This window comes from Streptomyces caelestis (assembly GCF_014205255.1).
GTDB classification, from domain to species: Bacteria; Actinomycetota; Actinomycetes; order Streptomycetales; family Streptomycetaceae; genus Streptomyces; species Streptomyces caelestis.
Map to the genome: position 1 here is coordinate 5,030,914 of NZ_JACHNE010000001.1, position 15,308 is coordinate 5,046,221.

Sequence of the window (15,308 nt, forward strand, 5' to 3'; positions counted from 1 at the left end):
TCCGGATCGCGGAAATGTGTCTGTAGGCGGCAGGTACTTCTCTAGGCTGCGGCGCACAGTCGTCACCGCAGTCGAAGGAGCCGTGTCATGACCGTCACCGAGCCCGCGCCCGCGCCGCCCGCCCACTCTCCCGTGCCGCCGCTCGCCGCGCGGGTGCGATCGGTCGGCGGTTCTCCCGTGCGGGACATCCTGGCCGTCACCGCCCGCCCCGAGGTGATCAACTTCGCGGGCGGGCTGCCGGCGCCGGAGCTGTTCGACGCGGAGGGCATCGCGGCCACGTACCGGGCCGTCCTCGCCGAGGAGCCCGCGAGGGCGTTGCAGTACTCCACGACCGAGGGCGAGCCCGTGCTGCGGGCCGCGCTCGCCGACCGCACCACGGCACGCGGACTGCCGACCGGCCCCGACGACCTGCTCGTCACCACCGGCTCCCAGCAGGCCCTCTCGCTCCTCACCACCGCACTGCTCGAACCCGGGGACACCGTCCTCGTCGAGAACCCCTGCTATCTGGCGGCCCTCCAGGCGTTCGGCTTCGCCGGAGCCCGGGTCGTGGCCGTGCCCGGAGACGAGCACGGTGTCGATCCCGAGGCGCTGGAGGACCTCGTGGTGCGCGAGCGGCCCAAGCTGCTCTACACCGTGCCCACCTTCCAGAACCCCACCGGCCGCACACTGCCCGCCGAGCGGCGCGCCGCCGTGGCCGCCGTCGCCGCCCGGCGCGGGCTGTGGATCGTCGAGGACGACCCCTACGGAGAGCTCCGCTACGAGGGCGCACGCGTGCCGTGGATCGCCTCCCACCCGGGCGCCGAGGACCGTACGGTCCTGCTCGGCAGCTTCTCCAAGGTGATGGCGCCCGGTCTGCGGCTGGGCTGGCTGCGCGCGCCCGGTGAGCTGCGGCGCGCCTGTGCCGTCGCCAAGCAGGCCGCCGACCTGCACACACCGACCGTCAACCAGCTCGCCGCGGCCCGGTACCTCGCCGACCACGACCTGGACGCCCACGTCACGCGCGTCGCCGGCGTGTACCGCGAACGCCGGGACGCCATGCTCGCGGGGCTGCCCGGCGCGCTGCCCGAGGGATCGGACTGGACCCGGCCCGAGGGCGGCATGTTCCTCTGGGCGCGCCTGCCGGAGCCGTACGACACGACGGCCCTGCTGCCGCAGGTGGTGCGGTACGACGTGGCGTACGTCCCGGGCGCCCCCTTCCACGCCGGCACGCCCGACCGCAGGACCCTGCGGCTGTGCTTCGTGACGCAGACGCCGGAGGAGATCGAGGAAGGGCTGCGGAGGCTGGGGAAGGGGCTGCGGGCCGGCATGACGGCAGGCTCATGACGGGGGCCTAGGACCAACGGCCGAGCGGCGGCTCCGCCTGTGGGACGCGGACGGGCGGGAGGGGTCTGTTTACGGTGACGGCATGCTGGACTCCATACAGTTCGACCTCGACGCGTATCTCCGGCGGATCGGATGGGAGGGGGAGCGGCGGGCCGACGCGGCCACCCTGCGCGGTGTGCATCTGGCGCACCTGCGGGCCATCCCGTTCGAGAACCTCGACGCAGTGGGCGGCAGGGCCCCCTCCCTCGATCCGGCCGACCTCACGGCCAAGCTGGTCCACAGCCGGCGCGGCGGCTACTGCTACGAGCACAACACGCTGTTCGCCCGCGCGCTGGAGGCGCTGGGCTTCCGGGTGACCCTGCTGAACGCGAGGGTCGTCGTCGGCGCCGACACCATCGCCAGCCGGCCGCGCACACACATGGCGTTGCTGGCCGACGTCCCCGGCGAACAGCGGCCGTACCTCGCGGACGTCGGCTTCGGGGCGATCGGCTCGCTGCTGGAACCGGTGCCGCTGGTCGCGGACGTCGAGTTCGCCGGGGCCGGGCGGCGGCACCGCCTGGTGCACGTGCCGCACGACGGTCCGCTGGAGATGTGGCTGCTGCAGGCCCACGACCCGGCGAAGGACGACTGGACCGGGCAGTACGCCTTCACCCTGGAGCCCTTCGAAAAGCCCGACTTCGACGTCATCAACTGGCACATCGCCACCAACCCGCGCTCGCCGTTCGCCCAGCGCCTCTACGTCCAGCACGTCAGCGCCGCGCGGCATCTCCTGCTCGACGGCCGGCTCCTCACGCGGACCCGCCCCGACGGGACGGTCACCGAGCGGGAGGTGACCGATGAGGCGGAGGCGCGGCGGCTCCTTGAAGAGGAGTTCGGCATCACCGCGCCGGAGGAGGTGACGCTGCTGACCGGCTGACGGGCCGCGTCAGTCCCACCAGAAGTGCCAGACCGGCCGGTCGAGGACCTGGTGTCCGGCGTACGCCCGCAGTGTCGGGTCGGCGCCCTGCCAGACGTTGTCCGGGCAGAACGCGAAGTGCTCGGCGGCCACGGCCTCCGCGTCGGCCGTCGTGACGGGCGGGGCGGCGACCGACACCAGCAGGTGATCGAAGCCGAGGGCCACGACCCGTATGCCGAAGCGGTCCTCCCAGGAGCGCAGCACCGCGCTGAGCCGGGCCGTGTCACCCTCGTGGTTCGCCGGGCCCGTCCAGCCGATCGCCGTCGGTATGTCCGCGCTGCGGCGGGCCGGGACGAGAGCGAGGCGGGGGTCCTTCAGCGGGCTTCCGCCGTCGAGCAGCGAGTCCGCGACGCCGGCGGCGACCGCGTCAGGGTCCTGCGCGTGGGGGAGCGGGGCGGCCGGCCCGGGCCAAGCGCCACCCTCCGCGGCGTACTCCTCCCAGTACTCCGCGAGTACCTCCTCGGCGTCGTGGTCCCCGGGGTACGACACCTCGCCGGGCATCAACTCCCAGCGGTCCGGCCCGCCGTGCCCGTCCCCCACGTCGAGCACGACCGGCAGCAGTCCCGTGCGACGGGCCGGCTCCAGTGCCGCCCAGCCGCCCGGGAGAGCCCGCTCGTCCGCGTACCACAGCAGCGGCTCGTGCCAGGGACCCTCGTCCGTGGTGTCGACGAGTGCCCCGGTGGGGAGCCGGAGTCCGAGAGCGCCGCCGCTCGGGTCAGCCGTCAGCTTCGGCAGGATGTTGGGAAGAGTCGCCATGATCGTGACTCTAGAGGCGACCACTGACAATCGGGCCGGCCCTTAGGACACGGACTGACCTACCCGCTCCGTACGGTCCTCCCATGACCACTTCCCCGGAGAAGACGGACCTGTCGCAGGCGCTCGCGGAGCAGCGGGAGTTGCTGCTGATCACCGTGCGCGGACTCACCGACGCGCAGGCCGCGCAGCGTACGACCGTCAGTGAGCTGACCCTGGGCGGGATCGTGAAGCATCTCGCCCAAGCGGAAGAGGCGTGGACGCAGATCATGACCAAGGGCGACGGTGAACTCCCCGACGGCATGGCCGACATGGAGCAGTACCGCATGGCCGAGGGCGAGACGCTCCCCGCGCTGCTGGAGCGGTACGCGGCGGCCGCCCGGGCGACCGACGAAGCCGCGGCCGGGCCGCCGGACCTGGGGCGGAGTGTGCCGCTGCCGACGACTCCGTGGTCGCCGCCGGAGCCCGAGTACTGGTCGGCGCGCCGGATCCTGCTGCACCTGATCAGGGAGACGGCCCAGCACGCCGGGCACGCGGACATCGTCCGGGAGGCACTCGACGGCGCGAACACCACGGCCCAGCGCTGACCCGGCGCCCCGCCGGACGCGGGCGTCGAAGCAGCGCGCGGGACGTCCCGCGCGTGGGCCGGCCGCCGCTGAGCGGCGGCCCGCCACAACGCCCGAGGGCGGCACTCCACGGGGGGAGTGCCGCCCTCGGCCCTGTCACCAGGGGCCGTCTCAGAGCCGCTCGGGCGTCCGGATGCCCAGCAGGGCCATGCCCTGGTGGAGGGTGCGGGCCGTGACGTCGCAGAGGAACAGGCGGTTCTCGATCTGCTCCGCCGACTCGGCCTTCAGCACCGGGCACTTGTCGTAGAACGTCGTGTAGAGCGACGCCAGCTGGTACAGGTACGCCGTCATCTTGTGCGGGGCGTACTCCGCCGCCGCCTCGGCCACCGTCTCCGCGAACGCGTCGACGTGCAGGCCCAGGGCCCGCTCCGCCGCGTGCAGTTCCAGCTCGGGGTGCGCGGACGGGCGGGACTCGCCGGCCTTGCGCAGGATCGAGCGGATCCGGGCGTAGGCGTACTGGAGGTAGACGGACGTGTCGCCGTTCAGCGAGACCATCTGGTCCAGGTCGAACTTGTAGTCCCGGTTCGCCGACGTCGACAGGTCCGCGTACTTCACCGCGCCGATGCCGACCTGGGTGCCCCGCTCGGCGATCTCCTCCTCGGAGAGGTCCTGCGCCTTCTCCCGGACCACCGCCGAGGCCCGGTCGATCGCCTCGTCGAGCAGGTCGACCAGGCGGACCGTCTCGCCCTCACGGGTCTTGAACGGCTTGCCGTCCTTGCCGAGGACCGTACCGAAGGCGAGCTGCACCGCCTTGACGTCCTCGTCCAGCCAGCCCGCCCGGCGGGCCGTCTCGAAGACCATCTTGAAGTGCAGCGACTGGCGGGCGTCCACCACGTACAGCAGCGTGTTCGCCTTGATGTTGAAGACGCGGTCGCGGATCGCCGAGAGGTCGGTCGCCGCGTAGCCGTAGCCGCCGTCCGACTTCTGCACGATCAGCGGGACCGGCTTGCCGTCCGGGCCCTTGATGTCGTCGAAGAAGACACAGAGCGCGCCCTCCGAACGGACCGCGACGCCCGACTCCTCCAGCAGGCGGCAGGTCTCCGCGAGCATGTCGTTGTAACCGGACTCGCCGACGATGTCCTCGTCGCGGATCTCCATGTCCAGCTTCTCGAAGACGGAGAAGAAGTAGATCTTCGACTCGTCCACGAACTTCTGCCACGTCGCGAGGGTCTGCGGGTCGCCCGCCTGCAGGTCCACCACCCGGCGCCGGGCCCGCGTCTTGAACTCCTCGTCGGAGTCGAAGACCTTGCGCGCGGCCTTGTAGAGGCGGTCCAGGTTCGACATCGCCTGCTCGCCGGAGGCCTGCAGATCCCCGCCGTCCCTGTGGTCCAGCTCGTGCGGGTGCTCCTCCAGATACTGGATGAGCATGCCGAACTGGGTGCCCCAGTCGCCGATGTGATGACGCCGCACCACCGTCTCGCCGGTGAACTCCAGCAACTGCACCACCGAGTCGCCGATCACCGCGGAGCGCAGGTGACCGACGTGCATCTCCTTCGCCACGTTCGGCTGGGCGTAGTCGATGACCGTGGTGCCCGGGTGCTCGGCGTGCGGCACGCCGAGGCGGCCGGTGTCGTCCGCGTAGCGCGCGGCGAGGTTCTCCGTGATCGCCCGGTCCGTGATCGTGATGTTCAGAAAGCCGGGGCCGGAGACCTCGACGTCCTTGATCACCTCACCCGACTCGACCCGGGAGACGACCTGCGTCGCCAGCTCCCGCGGGTTCGCCTTCTCCTTCTTCGCGAGGGCCAGGATCCCGTTGGCCTGGAAGTCGGCCCGGTCGCTTCGTCGCAGCAGCGGGTCCGCGGAACCGGCCTGCGGCACAGCCGCCGACAGGGCCGCCGCGAGGCGCTGGTGGACGGAGTCGCTGAGGGACGTGACCGAGGCCATAGGTAAGGGTGCCGTTCTCCTCGAGGGAATGGATAGACACGGCCAGTATCCCATGGGGGTAAAGCCGTTTTTCCGGGCGCGAGGGGGTCTGGGACAATGGTGCGGTCAGCCGTGCGACCGTACCGGCTGCCCGATGCAGAAAGAAGGACGTGCCGATCGTGGCTCAGAGCACCGAGACCACCGACTGGGTCTCCCGTTTCGCGGATGAGGTCATCGAGGAGTCGGAGCGCCGAGCCCCGGGCAAACCCGTCGTCGTCGCGTCCGGACTCTCGCCGTCCGGCCCCATCCACCTCGGGAACCTGCGCGAGGTCATGACCCCGCATCTCGTCGCCGACGAGATCCGCCGCCGGGGACACCAGGTGCGGCACCTGATCTCCTGGGACGACTACGACCGGTACCGGAAGGTGCCCCAGGGCATCGCCGGCGTCGACGAGTCGTGGGCCGAGCACATCGGCAAGCCGCTGACGTCCGTCCCGGCGCCGAAGGGCTCCTCGCACGCCAACTGGGCCGAGCACTTCAAGGCCGCGATGATCGAGTCGCTGGCCGAGCTGGGCGTGGAGTTCGACGGGATCAGCCAGACCGCGCAGTACACCTCCGGCGTCTACCGCGAGCAGATCCTGCACGCCATCAAGCACCGCGGCGACATCGACGCGATCCTCGACCAGTACCGGACGAAGAAGGCCCCCGCCAAGCAGCAGCAGCCGCAGAAGCCCCTCGACGAGGCCGAGCTGGAGGCCGCCGAGGGTTCCGGCGCGGCCGCCGAGGACGACGGCAGCTCCGCCTCCGCCGGGTACTTCCCGTACAAGCCGTACTGCGGCAACTGCGAGAAGGACCTCACGACCGTCACGTCCTACGACGACGACTCCACCGAGCTGACGTACGCCTGCACCGCGTGCGGCTTCTCCGAGACGGTCCGGCTGAGCGAGTTCAACCGCGGCAAGCTGGTCTGGAAGGTCGACTGGCCGATGCGGTGGGCCTACGAAGGGGTCGTGTTCGAGCCGAGCGGCGTCGACCACACCTCTCCCGGGTCGTCGTTCCAGGTCGGCGGGCAGATCGTCGGGATCTTCGGCGGGAAGCAGCCGATCGGCCCGATGTACGCCTTCGTCGGGATCTCCGGCATGGCGAAGATGTCGTCCTCGAAGGGCGGCGTGCCCACGCCCGCCGACGCCCTGAAGATCATGGAGCCGCAGCTCCTGCGCTGGCTCTACGCCCGGCGCCGGCCCAACCAGTCCTTCAAGGTCGCCTTCGACCAGGAGATCCAGCGGCTGTACGACGAGTGGGACCGGCTGGACGCCAAGGTCGCCGACGGCAGCGCCCTGCCGGCCGACGTCGCCGCGCACTCGCGTGCGGTGCGCACGGCCGCCGGTGAGCTGCCGCGGACGGCCCGGCCGCTGCCGTACCGGACGCTGGCGTCCGTCGCGGACATCACCGCCGGGCACGAGGACCAGGCGCTGCGGATCCTGAGCGAGCTCGACCCGGAGCAGCCGCTGACCTCGCTCGACGAGGTGCGGCCGCGGTACGACAAGGCCGAGGCCTGGATCAACACGCACGTGCCCGCCGAACAGCGGACCATCGTGCGCGACGAGCCCGACGCCGAGCTGCTGAAGTCCCTCGACGAGCAGGGACGGGAGTCGCTGCGGCTGCTGCTCGACGGCCTGGCCGACCACTGGTCGCTCGACGGGCTGACGCACCTCGTCTACGGCGTGCCCAAGGTGCAGGCCGGGTTCCCCGCCGACGCCACGCCCAAGGAACTGCCGCCGGAGATCAAGACCGCCCAGCGGTCCTTCTTCGCCCTGCTGTACCACCTGCTGGTCGGGCGGGACACGGGGCCGCGGCTGCCGACGCTGCTGCTGGCGGTGGGGCAGGAGCGGGTGCGGGCCCTGCTCGGGGAGTAGTCACCGCCGGTGTGTGGGAAGGGGCCCTGTACGCGGGGCCCCTTCTCTCTTGCCCTTATGCGATGTGGTCTTCTTCCAGTTCCGCCGTGTGGCGCTTCTGGAAGCGTTCCACCAGGGTCTTCAGGGCGCCGGGGCTCAGCGTCGTCCCGTAGGTCGCCTGGATGTTGTCGCCGAGGGCCCGGGGTGTGGGATAGCTGCCGTCGATCGACTGACGGAACACCTGGTAGTACGACTCCTCGTCCGGCTCGGGGGCGGGCGGGGTGCCGCCGCCGTCGCCCAGTTCCCGGGTGCGGTTGGGGCCCACCGGGATGGGGAAGCTGCCGGTGTCCTCCGGGGTGGGTTCCTGCTCGTACTGGACTTGGTACTGCTCGGCCTCTTGCTGTTCGGCGATCCACTGGGCGTACTGCTCGGGGTTGTAGGCAGGGTCGTAGCCGCCCTGGTACTCGACCTCGCGGGGGGCGTTGAACCAGGGGCTCTGCTCCGGTTCGGGTTCCGGTTCGGGTTCGAATTCGGGGTGCTCTGCGTGAGGGGTGCCGTCGAGCTCCAGGCGCCGCTCGACGGCAGGCGCAGCCCTCTGCGGGACGGGCGCCGCCCCGGCGGCGCGACCGCCCGCGGCCACGCCTGGGTCGAGCTGAGGCTGCGGCTGCGGCGGCGGGGGAATCAGCGCGGGCTCTATGCCCGCCGCTGCCAGGCCCGCCGGGGCCGTCTCCGCCAACGGCACTCCGTACCTGGCCAGCCTCAGTGGCATCAGGGACTCCACCGGGGCCTTCCTGCGCCAGTTCCTGCCGTAGCGGGAGCGCAGGCGGGCCTGGTAGACGAGACGTTCCTGCTCCAGCTTGATGACCTGGTCGTAGGAGCGGAGCTCCCAGAGCTTCATACGGCGCCAGAGGAGGAACGTCGGCAGGGGGGAGAGCAGCCAGCGGGTGAGGCGGACGCCCTCCATGTGCTTGTCGGCCGTGATGTCGGCGATCCGGCCGATCGCGTGGCGGGCCGCCTCGACCGAGACCACGAACAGGATCGGGATCACCGCGTGCATGCCGACACCGAGCGGATCCGGCCAGGCGGCGGCGCCGTTGAAGGCGATCGTCGCCGCTGTCAGGAGCCACGCCGTCTGGCGCAGGAGCGGGAAGGGGATCCTGATCCAGGTGAGGAGCAGGTCCAGGGCCAGCAGGACGCAGATACCCGCGTCGATGCCGATCGGGAAGACGTAGGAGAAGTTCCCGAAGCCCTTCTGGAGGGCCAGTTCGCGGACCGCCGCGTACGAACCGGCGAAGCCGATGCCGGCGATGATCACGGCGCCGGCCACGACCACACCGATGAGAACGCGGTGCATCCGAGTCAGCTGAAGTGGCGCGGCCACCCGTAATCCCCTCCCCTTGCGTGTTGGTGCGCGCAACAGGGTGGCACATGTGTGCGGGGAACGGGTGGCCGGTTCCCGTCGGGCTCGGTCAGGCCTTCGAAGCGGGCTGCTTGGACGGCGACCTCGACGCGTCCTTCGAGGGCTCGTCCGACGCGCCCTCGGACGCCGACTTCGACGGGGCCTTGGACGGGGACTTGGACGGGGCGCCGCTCGCCTTGCCGCCGCCCGCACCGTTCGCCTCGGACACCGCCGCCACCGCCTCCTTGGCGGCCTTCTTCACGTCCTTCATCAGGTCGTCGGCGCTCGGGCTCTTGTCGCCCGCCAGGCCCGCGCCGTTGTAGTCGAGGGTGACGACGACGTTCTCGACGCGCGCCACGACCGTCTGCTGCTTGAAGGTGCCTTCCTTCTTCTTCAGCTCGTAGCGCACGGCCGTCGCCTCGTCGCCCGTCCCGGAAACCGGCTCCGTCTTGGTGCTTTTGGCGCCCTCCACGGCCTGGGCGTCCTGGATCTGCTTCTCGTAGTACTCCTGGGCCAGCTTGTCGGCCGGGCCGCGGGTGACGTCCGACTCGAAGCGCAGCATCGACACGTTCAGCCAGCGGAACTGCGAGCCCTTGACGCCGTTGTTGTCGAGGCTGTTCCAGGAGCAGTTGCCCCGGGTGGAGATGTCGTCCGACTTGCCCTCCTTGCCGGACTTGCCCTCCGGAACGAGGTTCTCCAACGTCTTCTTGGACAGCACCTTGCAGGGCTCCGGAAGCTTGCCGTACGCCGCCGCCTGAACGGTCGGCGACGGGCTCGCGGACGCCGAGGCGGCGGCCTTCGCGGCCTCGTCCGTGCTGTCGCCGGAGCCGGAGTCCGAGGAGCAGCCGGCGGCGACCAGCATCACGGGGACGGCGGCCGCGCAGACAAGGACGCGGTGGAGTCGCTTCGCTCGCTGGTCTCGGTCTCGCTGTGCTCGTCGCTGCATGGTTCCTTCACTCATGACGCTCGTGGTTCCTGCGATCGGAACGGGTCCGAGTGGTCACGGTACGCGGTGAGGCCGCTGTGTGTTCCTCCTTCGGGTGCTTTGCGGGTGCGCGTGAAGGGGGCGTGAAGGGGCCTCAGCCGCTCAGTGAATCAGCCAGCTGCGAGGCCAGTTTCCGGGCCCTGTCCTGCATTTCCTTGCTGTCCGGGACGACGCCGACGGTGGCCGGCTGCTCGGCGTACTCGATGGTCACGATGACGTTGGACGTGCGGAATGCCACAGTCACCGTGCGCTGCTTGGCCGTCGAACCGGAGCTGCTCAGCTCGTCGTCGAGGAAGGCCTCGTCGCCGACCTCCTCCAGGACGCGGGGCTGGAGATCGGTCGAGGGGGAGGCGGACGCCGACGGCGAGGAGGTGCCGGACGGGAGCGAGGTGCCGGACGGGGACGGGGAGCCGCTCGGAGCGGCGGAGGAGCCGCCGGCCGGCGTGCTGCCGACGGCCGCCGACTCGGTGGCGGTCGGCTCGGGCAGGTGGGCCGCCGCCTCCCTCTCCGCGAAGAGCTGCTCGGCCTGGTTGTCGTCGCTGACCGCGTTGTCGTAGGAGACGACCCGTTCGAAGTCGACGAGCAGATGGTTCGTGGCCTGCTGGGAGTCGACCTTCCACTGGCAGCCGACCTTGCGGTCGGTGTCGTACGTGACCGTCGCCTCGCCCTCGTACGCCTTCTCGCGCTGTTCCTCGTCGGTGATCTGCCGGATTCCGGGCAGGAGTTCGTCGAGGGAGCTCTGGCCGACGGCACCACAGGGCTCGGGCAGCGTGCGGTACCGGCCCGGCTCGGCGGCGGCCGAAGCCGTGCCCGTGCCGCCCGGGTTGGAGTCCTCCGTCGCGCCGCCGTCGCCCGAACTGCCGGTGCAGCCGGCCAGCAGGGCCACGAGGAGCGCGGCGATGCCGGGTGCGTACGCCTTCCGTTGCACGTGGTGGCTCCTCTCGACGCGGATAATGGCTTGCCGCCGCGGGGCGGCCGGTGAACACAATGTCTATCGCACGCACTGCCGTGGACGCCGGTCCGGATTCCCTTTCGTAGACCTTGGCTCCGGTATTTGCTGTTGAGGACTTCTGTTCGTTTACGGGGGATTGAGGACGCTATGTCGTATGTAGAGATGCCTGGTGCGAAAGTACCGATCCGGATGTGGGCCGACCCGTCCACGGTCGAGGGCTCCGCACTCCAGCAGCTCCAGAACGTCGCCACGCTGCCCTGGATCAAGGGCCTGGCCGTCATGCCCGACGTCCACTACGGCAAGGGCGCGACGGTCGGCTCGGTCATCGCCATGCGGGGTGCGGTGTGCCCGGCGGCGGTGGGCGTCGACATCGGCTGCGGGATGTCGGCGGTGAAGACGTCCCTGACGGCGAACGACCTGCCCGGGGATCTGTCCCGGCTGCGGTCGCGGATCGAGCAGGTGATTCCGGTGGGGCGGGGGATGCATGACGATCCTGTCGACCCCGGGCGGTTCCATGGGCTGGCCACTGCCGGGTGGGACGACTTCTGGGGGCGGTTCGACGGGGTTGCGGAGGCGGTCAAGTTCCGTCAGGAACGTGCCACGAAGCAGATGGGAACGCTCGGTGGCGGTAACCACTTTGTCGAGGTTTGCACGGATACGACCGGTTCTGTCTGGCTGATGCTCCACTCCGGTTCCCGCAACATCGGCAAGGAGCTGGCCGAGCACCACATCGGCGTGGCTCAGAAGCTCCCGCACAACCAGGGCCTGGTCGACCGCGACCTCGCCGTCTTCGTCGCGGACACCCCGCAGATGGCGGCCTACCGCAACGACCTGTTCTGGGCGCAGGAGTACGCGCAGTACAACCGCTCGATCATGATGGCGCTCCTGAAGGACGTGATCCGCAAGGAGTTCAAGAAGGCGAAGCCGGCCTTCGAGCCGGAGATCAGCGCGCACCACAACTACGTGGCCGAGGAGCGCTACGACGGCATGGACCTGCTCGTGACCCGCAAGGGCGCGATCCGGGCCGGTTCCGGCGACTACGGGATCATTCCCGGCTCCATGGGCACGGGTTCGTACATCGTGAAGGGCCTCGGGAACGCCAAGTCCTTCAACTCCGCCTCGCACGGCGCGGGCCGGCGCATGAGCCGCAACGCGGCCAAGCGCCGGTTCTCGACGAAGGACCTGGAGGAGCAGACGCGGGGCGTGGAGTGCCGTAAGGACTCCGGCGTCGTGGACGAGATCCCGGGCGCCTACAAGCCGATCGAGCAGGTCATCGATCAGCAGCGGGACCTGGTGGAGGTCGTGGCGAAGCTGAAGCAGGTTGTCTGCGTGAAGGGCTAGGAGTGGTCAGTCGGGCAGCGGTACCACTCCGTCGAGGAGCTTGTTGGCTCTGTCCGTTGTCCAGTGGATCCGCTCCGCCCCCGGTTTCTCGTGGGGTGGGCGGACCCACGAGGCGGGGTGATGTCCGTTGACTTGCGGCCGTAGAGCAGGCCGAGTTCGTTCAGCTTGATCTCGACGGTCAAATGGCCCCTTTGGCCCGTTCGGGTGATCGAGGATGTGTTCTCGTTCCCGTTCCTGGTCGCGTTCGGCGTTCGGCGTCCGGCCTCACAGGTCCCGGTGGACCTTCGAGTTGGAGGCCTGGGCGCGGGGGCGCAGGACCAGGAGGTCGACGTTGACGTGGCTGGGGCGGGTGATCGCCCAGGTGATGGTGTCGGCGACGTCGTCGGCGGTGAGGGGTTCGGCGACACCCTCGTAGACCTTCTCCGCCTTCTCCTTGTCGCCGGAGAAGCGGGTCAGGGCGAACTCGTCCGTCCTGACCATGCCGGGGGCGATCTCTATGACGCGGACCGGCTGGCCGACGATCTCCAGGCGCAGTGTCTCGGCGAGGACGTGGGCGCCGTGCTTGGCGGCGACGTAGCCTCCGCCGCCCTCGTAGGTGCCGTGGCCGGCGGTGGAGGAGACGACCACGACCGTGCCGTCGCCGCTCGCGACCAGCTTGGGCAGCAGGGCCTGGGTGAGGTTGAGCGTGCCGATGACGTTCGTCTCGTACATCTGGCGCCAGTCGGCCGGGTCACCGGTCGCGACCGGGTCGGCGCCGAGCGCGCCGCCCGCGTTGTTGACCAGCACGCCGATCGTCTTGAAGGCCGTGGCGAACTCGTCGACCGCCGCGCGGTCGGTGACGTCGAGGGGGTACGCCGTGGCCTGGTGGCCCGCCTCGGTGATTTCCTCCGCCAGCGCCTCGATGCGGTCCTTGCGGCGGGCGGTGAGGACGACGCGGTAGCCCGCGGCGGCGAGCTGCCGGGCCGTGGCGGCACCGATTCCGCTGCTCGCACCGGTGACGACGGCGATGCGGGAGGCGGCGGACGGGGCGGCGGTGGCCATGGGAGCTCCTCGGGCGTGGTGGACGGGCGGTGGTGCGGTCTGCGGCCAGGATAGGTGGCCCTCACGGTGGGAGAATGGGGGCGGGTGATCCTCCTGTTCCTGTGGAGGTTGGTCATGGGAGAGGCACGTGAGGTCATGGACCGGCTCACGGACGCGCTCACCGAGCACTCCGATCTGAATGTCATCAGCGAGCTGTACGCCGAGGACGCGGTCGCCTTCACCCCCGACGAGGGGGAGCTGCACGGGCGCGACAACATCGTCGAGTACTGGCGGACGATGACGGAGGCGGTCCCCGAGGCGACGTTCCAGACGTTGCACTCCTACGAAGTCGGCGACACCGCCATCGACGAAGGGATCTTCAGCGGACGGAACACCGGGCCGCTGCACCTGCCCAACGGTGAGACGCTCCCCCCGACGCAGAAGGAGATCAGGATCCGCGGGGTGGACATCGCCACCGTGAAGGACGGCCGGATCGTCGACTACCGCCTGTATTTCGACGAGATGGACTTCCTGGGGCAACTGGGGCTGCTGCCCGACGAGCCGTTCTGAGTCCCCGGCCCTGAGTCCCCGGCCCAGAGGGCCGGTCAGTTTCCTCGCGGGGCGTACATGATCACCGCCATGCCCGCGAGGCAGATCAGTGCGCCCGTGATGTCCCAGCGGTCCGGGCGGTAGCCGTCCGCGATGACGCCCCACAGGATCGAACCGGCGACGAAGATCCCGCCGTACGCGGCGAGGACGCGGCCGAAGTGGGCGTCGGGCTGGAACGTCGCGACGAAGCCGTAGGCGCCGAGCGCGAGGACGCCGCCGGCCGCCCACAGCCAGCCCTTGTTCTCACGCACGCCCTGCCAGACCAGCCACGCGCCGCCGATCTCCAGCAGGGCGGCGAGGACGAAGAGGGTGGCGGAACGCAGGATCTGCATGCGAGCAGCTTGGCATGCGCGGACCTGGCGCCCGGGGTGTGGTGTCACCTGATGGGCGGTGTCCGGGGGCGCCGCGCGTGGGGGACCGCTGCCACTTCTGACCTCCGAGGGTATGGTTGAACGATAAATAATCTGGAGGGTGAGCGACCATGCAGTTCGGGATCTTCAGCGTCGGCGATGTCACGCCCGACCCGACCACCGGCCGGACGCCGACCGAACGCGAGCGCATCAAGGCCATGGTCGCCATCGCGCTGAAGGCCGAGGAGGCCGGCCTCGACGTCTTCGCCACCGGCGAGCATCACAACCCGCCGTTCGTGCCGTCGTCCCCGACCACGATGCTCGGCTACGTCGCCGCCCGTACCGAGCGGCTGATCCTCTCGACGGCCACCACCCTCATCACCACCAACGACCCGGTGAAGATCGCCGAGGACTTCGCGATGCTCCAGCACCTGGCCGACGGCCGGGTGGATCTCATGCTGGGGCGCGGCAACACCGCCCCCGTCTACCCCTGGTTCGGGCAGGACATCCGCCAGGGCATCCCGCTCGCGATCGAGAACTACGCCCTCCTCCACCGGCTGTGGCGCGAGGAGTCCGTCGACTGGGAGGGGAACTTCCGCACGCCGTTGCAGGGCTTCACCGCCACTCCCCGCCCGCTGGACGGCGTACCGCCGTTCGTCTGGCACGGGTCGATCCGCTCGCCGGAGATCGCCGAGCAGGCCGCGTACTACGGCGACGGCTTCTTCCACAACAACATCTTCTGGCCGGCCGACCACACCAAGCGCATGGTCGAGCTGTACCGGGAGCGGTACGCGTACTACGGGCATGGCACGCCCGAGCAGGCGATCGTCGGGCTCGGCGGGCATGTGTTCATGCGGAAGAACGCACAGGACGCGGTGCGCGAGTTCCGGCCCTACTTCGACGTCGCACCCGTCTACGGGCACGGGCCGTCGCTGGAGGACTTCATGGCGCAGACGCCGCTGACCGTCGGCTCCCCGCAGCAGGTCATCGAGAAGACGCTGGCCTTCCGCGAGTACGCCGGTGACTACCAGCGCCAGCTGTTCCTGGTCGACCACGCCGGGCTGCCGCTGAAGACCGTGCTGGAGCAGATCGACCTGCTGGGCGAGGAGGTCGTACCGGTGCTGCGCAAGGAGTTCGCCGTGGGCCGCCCGGCGGACGTGCCGGACGCCCCGACGCACGCGGCCCGGCTCGCGCAGGCCCGTGGGTGAGAGGACGGTAGGCACCCGGCCCGCGGTTG

The 15,308-nt window shown here is 70.3% G+C and carries 14 protein-coding genes; 7 read left to right on the top strand and 7 right to left on the bottom strand.

The window, feature by feature from the left end; all coding sequences use genetic code 11:
- Positions 1 to 87: 87 nt before the first annotated feature.
- Both HDA41_RS23030 and HDA41_RS23035 read left to right on the top strand, forming a co-directional pair.
- Positions 88 to 1,323 (top strand): aminotransferase-like domain-containing protein, encoded by a 1,236-nt coding sequence (locus tag HDA41_RS23030; protein ID WP_184986744.1) that lies wholly within the window; start codon positions 88 to 90, stop codon positions 1,321 to 1,323.
- An 82-nt stretch (positions 1,324 to 1,405) separates the two neighbouring features.
- Entirely contained in the window at positions 1,406 to 2,239 is an 834-nt protein-coding gene (locus HDA41_RS23035; protein ID WP_184986746.1) for an arylamine N-acetyltransferase family protein, read from the top strand.
- A gap of 9 nt (positions 2,240 to 2,248) precedes the next feature.
- On the opposite strand, the gene HDA41_RS23040 is transcribed toward HDA41_RS23035, so the two are convergent.
- Positions 2,249 to 3,034: a DUF4253 domain-containing protein gene (locus HDA41_RS23040; protein WP_184986748.1), complete on the bottom strand. Its 786-nt coding sequence runs from the start codon at positions 3,032 to 3,034 to the stop codon at positions 2,249 to 2,251.
- A gap of 83 nt (positions 3,035 to 3,117) precedes the next feature.
- Between HDA41_RS23040 and HDA41_RS23045 the strand changes: the two genes are divergently transcribed.
- Positions 3,118 to 3,618 (top strand): DinB family protein, encoded by a 501-nt coding sequence (locus HDA41_RS23045; RefSeq protein ID WP_184986750.1) that lies wholly within the window; start codon positions 3,118 to 3,120, stop codon positions 3,616 to 3,618.
- A 150-nt stretch (positions 3,619 to 3,768) separates the two neighbouring features.
- On the opposite strand, the gene argS is transcribed toward HDA41_RS23045, so the two are convergent.
- Positions 3,769 to 5,541 (bottom strand): arginine--tRNA ligase, encoded by a 1,773-nt coding sequence (gene argS, locus HDA41_RS23050; protein WP_184986752.1) that lies wholly within the window; start codon positions 5,539 to 5,541, stop codon positions 3,769 to 3,771.
- A gap of 149 nt (positions 5,542 to 5,690) precedes the next feature.
- Between argS and lysS the strand changes: the two genes are divergently transcribed.
- Entirely contained in the window at positions 5,691 to 7,436 is a 1,746-nt protein-coding gene (lysS, locus tag HDA41_RS23055) for a lysine--tRNA ligase (protein WP_184986755.1), read from the top strand.
- A 55-nt stretch (positions 7,437 to 7,491) separates the two neighbouring features.
- On the opposite strand, the gene HDA41_RS23060 is transcribed toward lysS, so the two are convergent.
- The 3 genes from HDA41_RS23060 to HDA41_RS23070 form a co-directional block, all read right to left on the bottom strand.
- Entirely contained in the window at positions 7,492 to 8,769 is a 1,278-nt protein-coding gene (locus tag HDA41_RS23060; RefSeq protein WP_221511582.1) for a DUF2637 domain-containing protein, read from the bottom strand.
- A 115-nt stretch (positions 8,770 to 8,884) separates the two neighbouring features.
- Positions 8,885 to 9,760: a DUF3558 family protein gene (locus HDA41_RS23065; RefSeq protein ID WP_230299398.1), complete on the bottom strand. Its 876-nt coding sequence runs from the start codon at positions 9,758 to 9,760 to the stop codon at positions 8,885 to 8,887.
- A gap of 133 nt (positions 9,761 to 9,893) precedes the next feature.
- Positions 9,894 to 10,727, bottom strand: a complete 834-nt coding sequence (locus HDA41_RS23070; RefSeq protein WP_184986761.1) for a DUF3558 domain-containing protein — start codon at positions 10,725 to 10,727, stop codon at positions 9,894 to 9,896.
- A 171-nt stretch (positions 10,728 to 10,898) separates the two neighbouring features.
- On the opposite strand from HDA41_RS23070, the gene HDA41_RS23075 reads away from it, so the two are divergent.
- On the top strand, positions 10,899 to 12,092 hold the full coding sequence (locus tag HDA41_RS23075; RefSeq protein WP_184986763.1) for an RtcB family protein: 1,194 nt from the start codon (positions 10,899 to 10,901) through the stop codon (positions 12,090 to 12,092).
- A gap of 264 nt (positions 12,093 to 12,356) precedes the next feature.
- Here the strand turns inward: HDA41_RS23075 and HDA41_RS23080 are convergent, their stop codons facing one another.
- On the bottom strand, positions 12,357 to 13,133 hold the full coding sequence (locus tag HDA41_RS23080) for an SDR family NAD(P)-dependent oxidoreductase (RefSeq protein WP_184986765.1): 777 nt from the start codon (positions 13,131 to 13,133) through the stop codon (positions 12,357 to 12,359).
- 114 nt (positions 13,134 to 13,247) lie between these two features.
- Here HDA41_RS23080 and HDA41_RS23085 point away from each other — a divergent pair, with 114 nt between their 5' ends.
- Positions 13,248 to 13,682: an ester cyclase gene (locus HDA41_RS23085; protein ID WP_184986768.1), complete on the top strand. Its 435-nt coding sequence runs from the start codon at positions 13,248 to 13,250 to the stop codon at positions 13,680 to 13,682.
- Between the two features lie 35 nt (positions 13,683 to 13,717).
- Here the strand turns inward: HDA41_RS23085 and HDA41_RS23090 are convergent, their stop codons facing one another.
- A complete protein-coding gene (locus HDA41_RS23090) occupies positions 13,718 to 14,053 on the bottom strand; it encodes a YnfA family protein (protein WP_059424491.1) in 336 nt (111 codons plus the stop codon).
- Positions 14,054 to 14,202: 149 nt separating this feature from the next.
- On the opposite strand from HDA41_RS23090, the gene HDA41_RS23095 reads away from it, so the two are divergent.
- A complete protein-coding gene (locus tag HDA41_RS23095) occupies positions 14,203 to 15,279 on the top strand; it encodes an LLM class flavin-dependent oxidoreductase (protein WP_184986769.1) in 1,077 nt (358 codons plus the stop codon).
- Positions 15,280 to 15,308: the final 29 nt, after the last annotated feature.

What these genes read in the sequence shown, in the direction of transcription:
- HDA41_RS23030 (WP_184986744.1), top strand. Translation starts at nt 88, where the DNA reads ATGACCGTCACCGAGCCCGCGCCCGCGCCGCCCGCCCACTCTCCCGTG.
- HDA41_RS23035 (WP_184986746.1), top strand. Translation starts at nt 1,406, where the DNA reads ATGCTGGACTCCATACAGTTCGACCTCGACGCGTATCTCCGGCGGATC.
- HDA41_RS23040 (WP_184986748.1), bottom strand. Translation starts at nt 3,034, where the DNA reads ATGGCGACTCTTCCCAACATCCTGCCGAAGCTGACGGCTGACCCGAGC.
- HDA41_RS23045 (WP_184986750.1), top strand. Translation starts at nt 3,118, where the DNA reads ATGACCACTTCCCCGGAGAAGACGGACCTGTCGCAGGCGCTCGCGGAG.
- argS (WP_184986752.1), bottom strand. Translation starts at nt 5,541, where the DNA reads ATGGCCTCGGTCACGTCCCTCAGCGACTCCGTCCACCAGCGCCTCGCG.
- HDA41_RS23060 (WP_221511582.1), bottom strand. Translation starts at nt 8,769, where the DNA reads ATGCACCGCGTTCTCATCGGTGTGGTCGTGGCCGGCGCCGTGATCATC.
- HDA41_RS23065 (WP_230299398.1), bottom strand. Translation starts at nt 9,760, where the DNA reads ATGCAGCGACGAGCACAGCGAGACCGAGACCAGCGAGCGAAGCGACTC.
- HDA41_RS23075 (WP_184986763.1), top strand. Translation starts at nt 10,899, where the DNA reads ATGTCGTATGTAGAGATGCCTGGTGCGAAAGTACCGATCCGGATGTGG.
- HDA41_RS23080 (WP_184986765.1), bottom strand. Translation starts at nt 13,133, where the DNA reads ATGGCCACCGCCGCCCCGTCCGCCGCCTCCCGCATCGCCGTCGTCACC.
- HDA41_RS23085 (WP_184986768.1), top strand. Translation starts at nt 13,248, where the DNA reads ATGGGAGAGGCACGTGAGGTCATGGACCGGCTCACGGACGCGCTCACC.
- HDA41_RS23090 (WP_059424491.1), bottom strand. Translation starts at nt 14,053, where the DNA reads ATGCAGATCCTGCGTTCCGCCACCCTCTTCGTCCTCGCCGCCCTGCTG.
- HDA41_RS23095 (WP_184986769.1), top strand. Translation starts at nt 14,203, where the DNA reads ATGCAGTTCGGGATCTTCAGCGTCGGCGATGTCACGCCCGACCCGACC.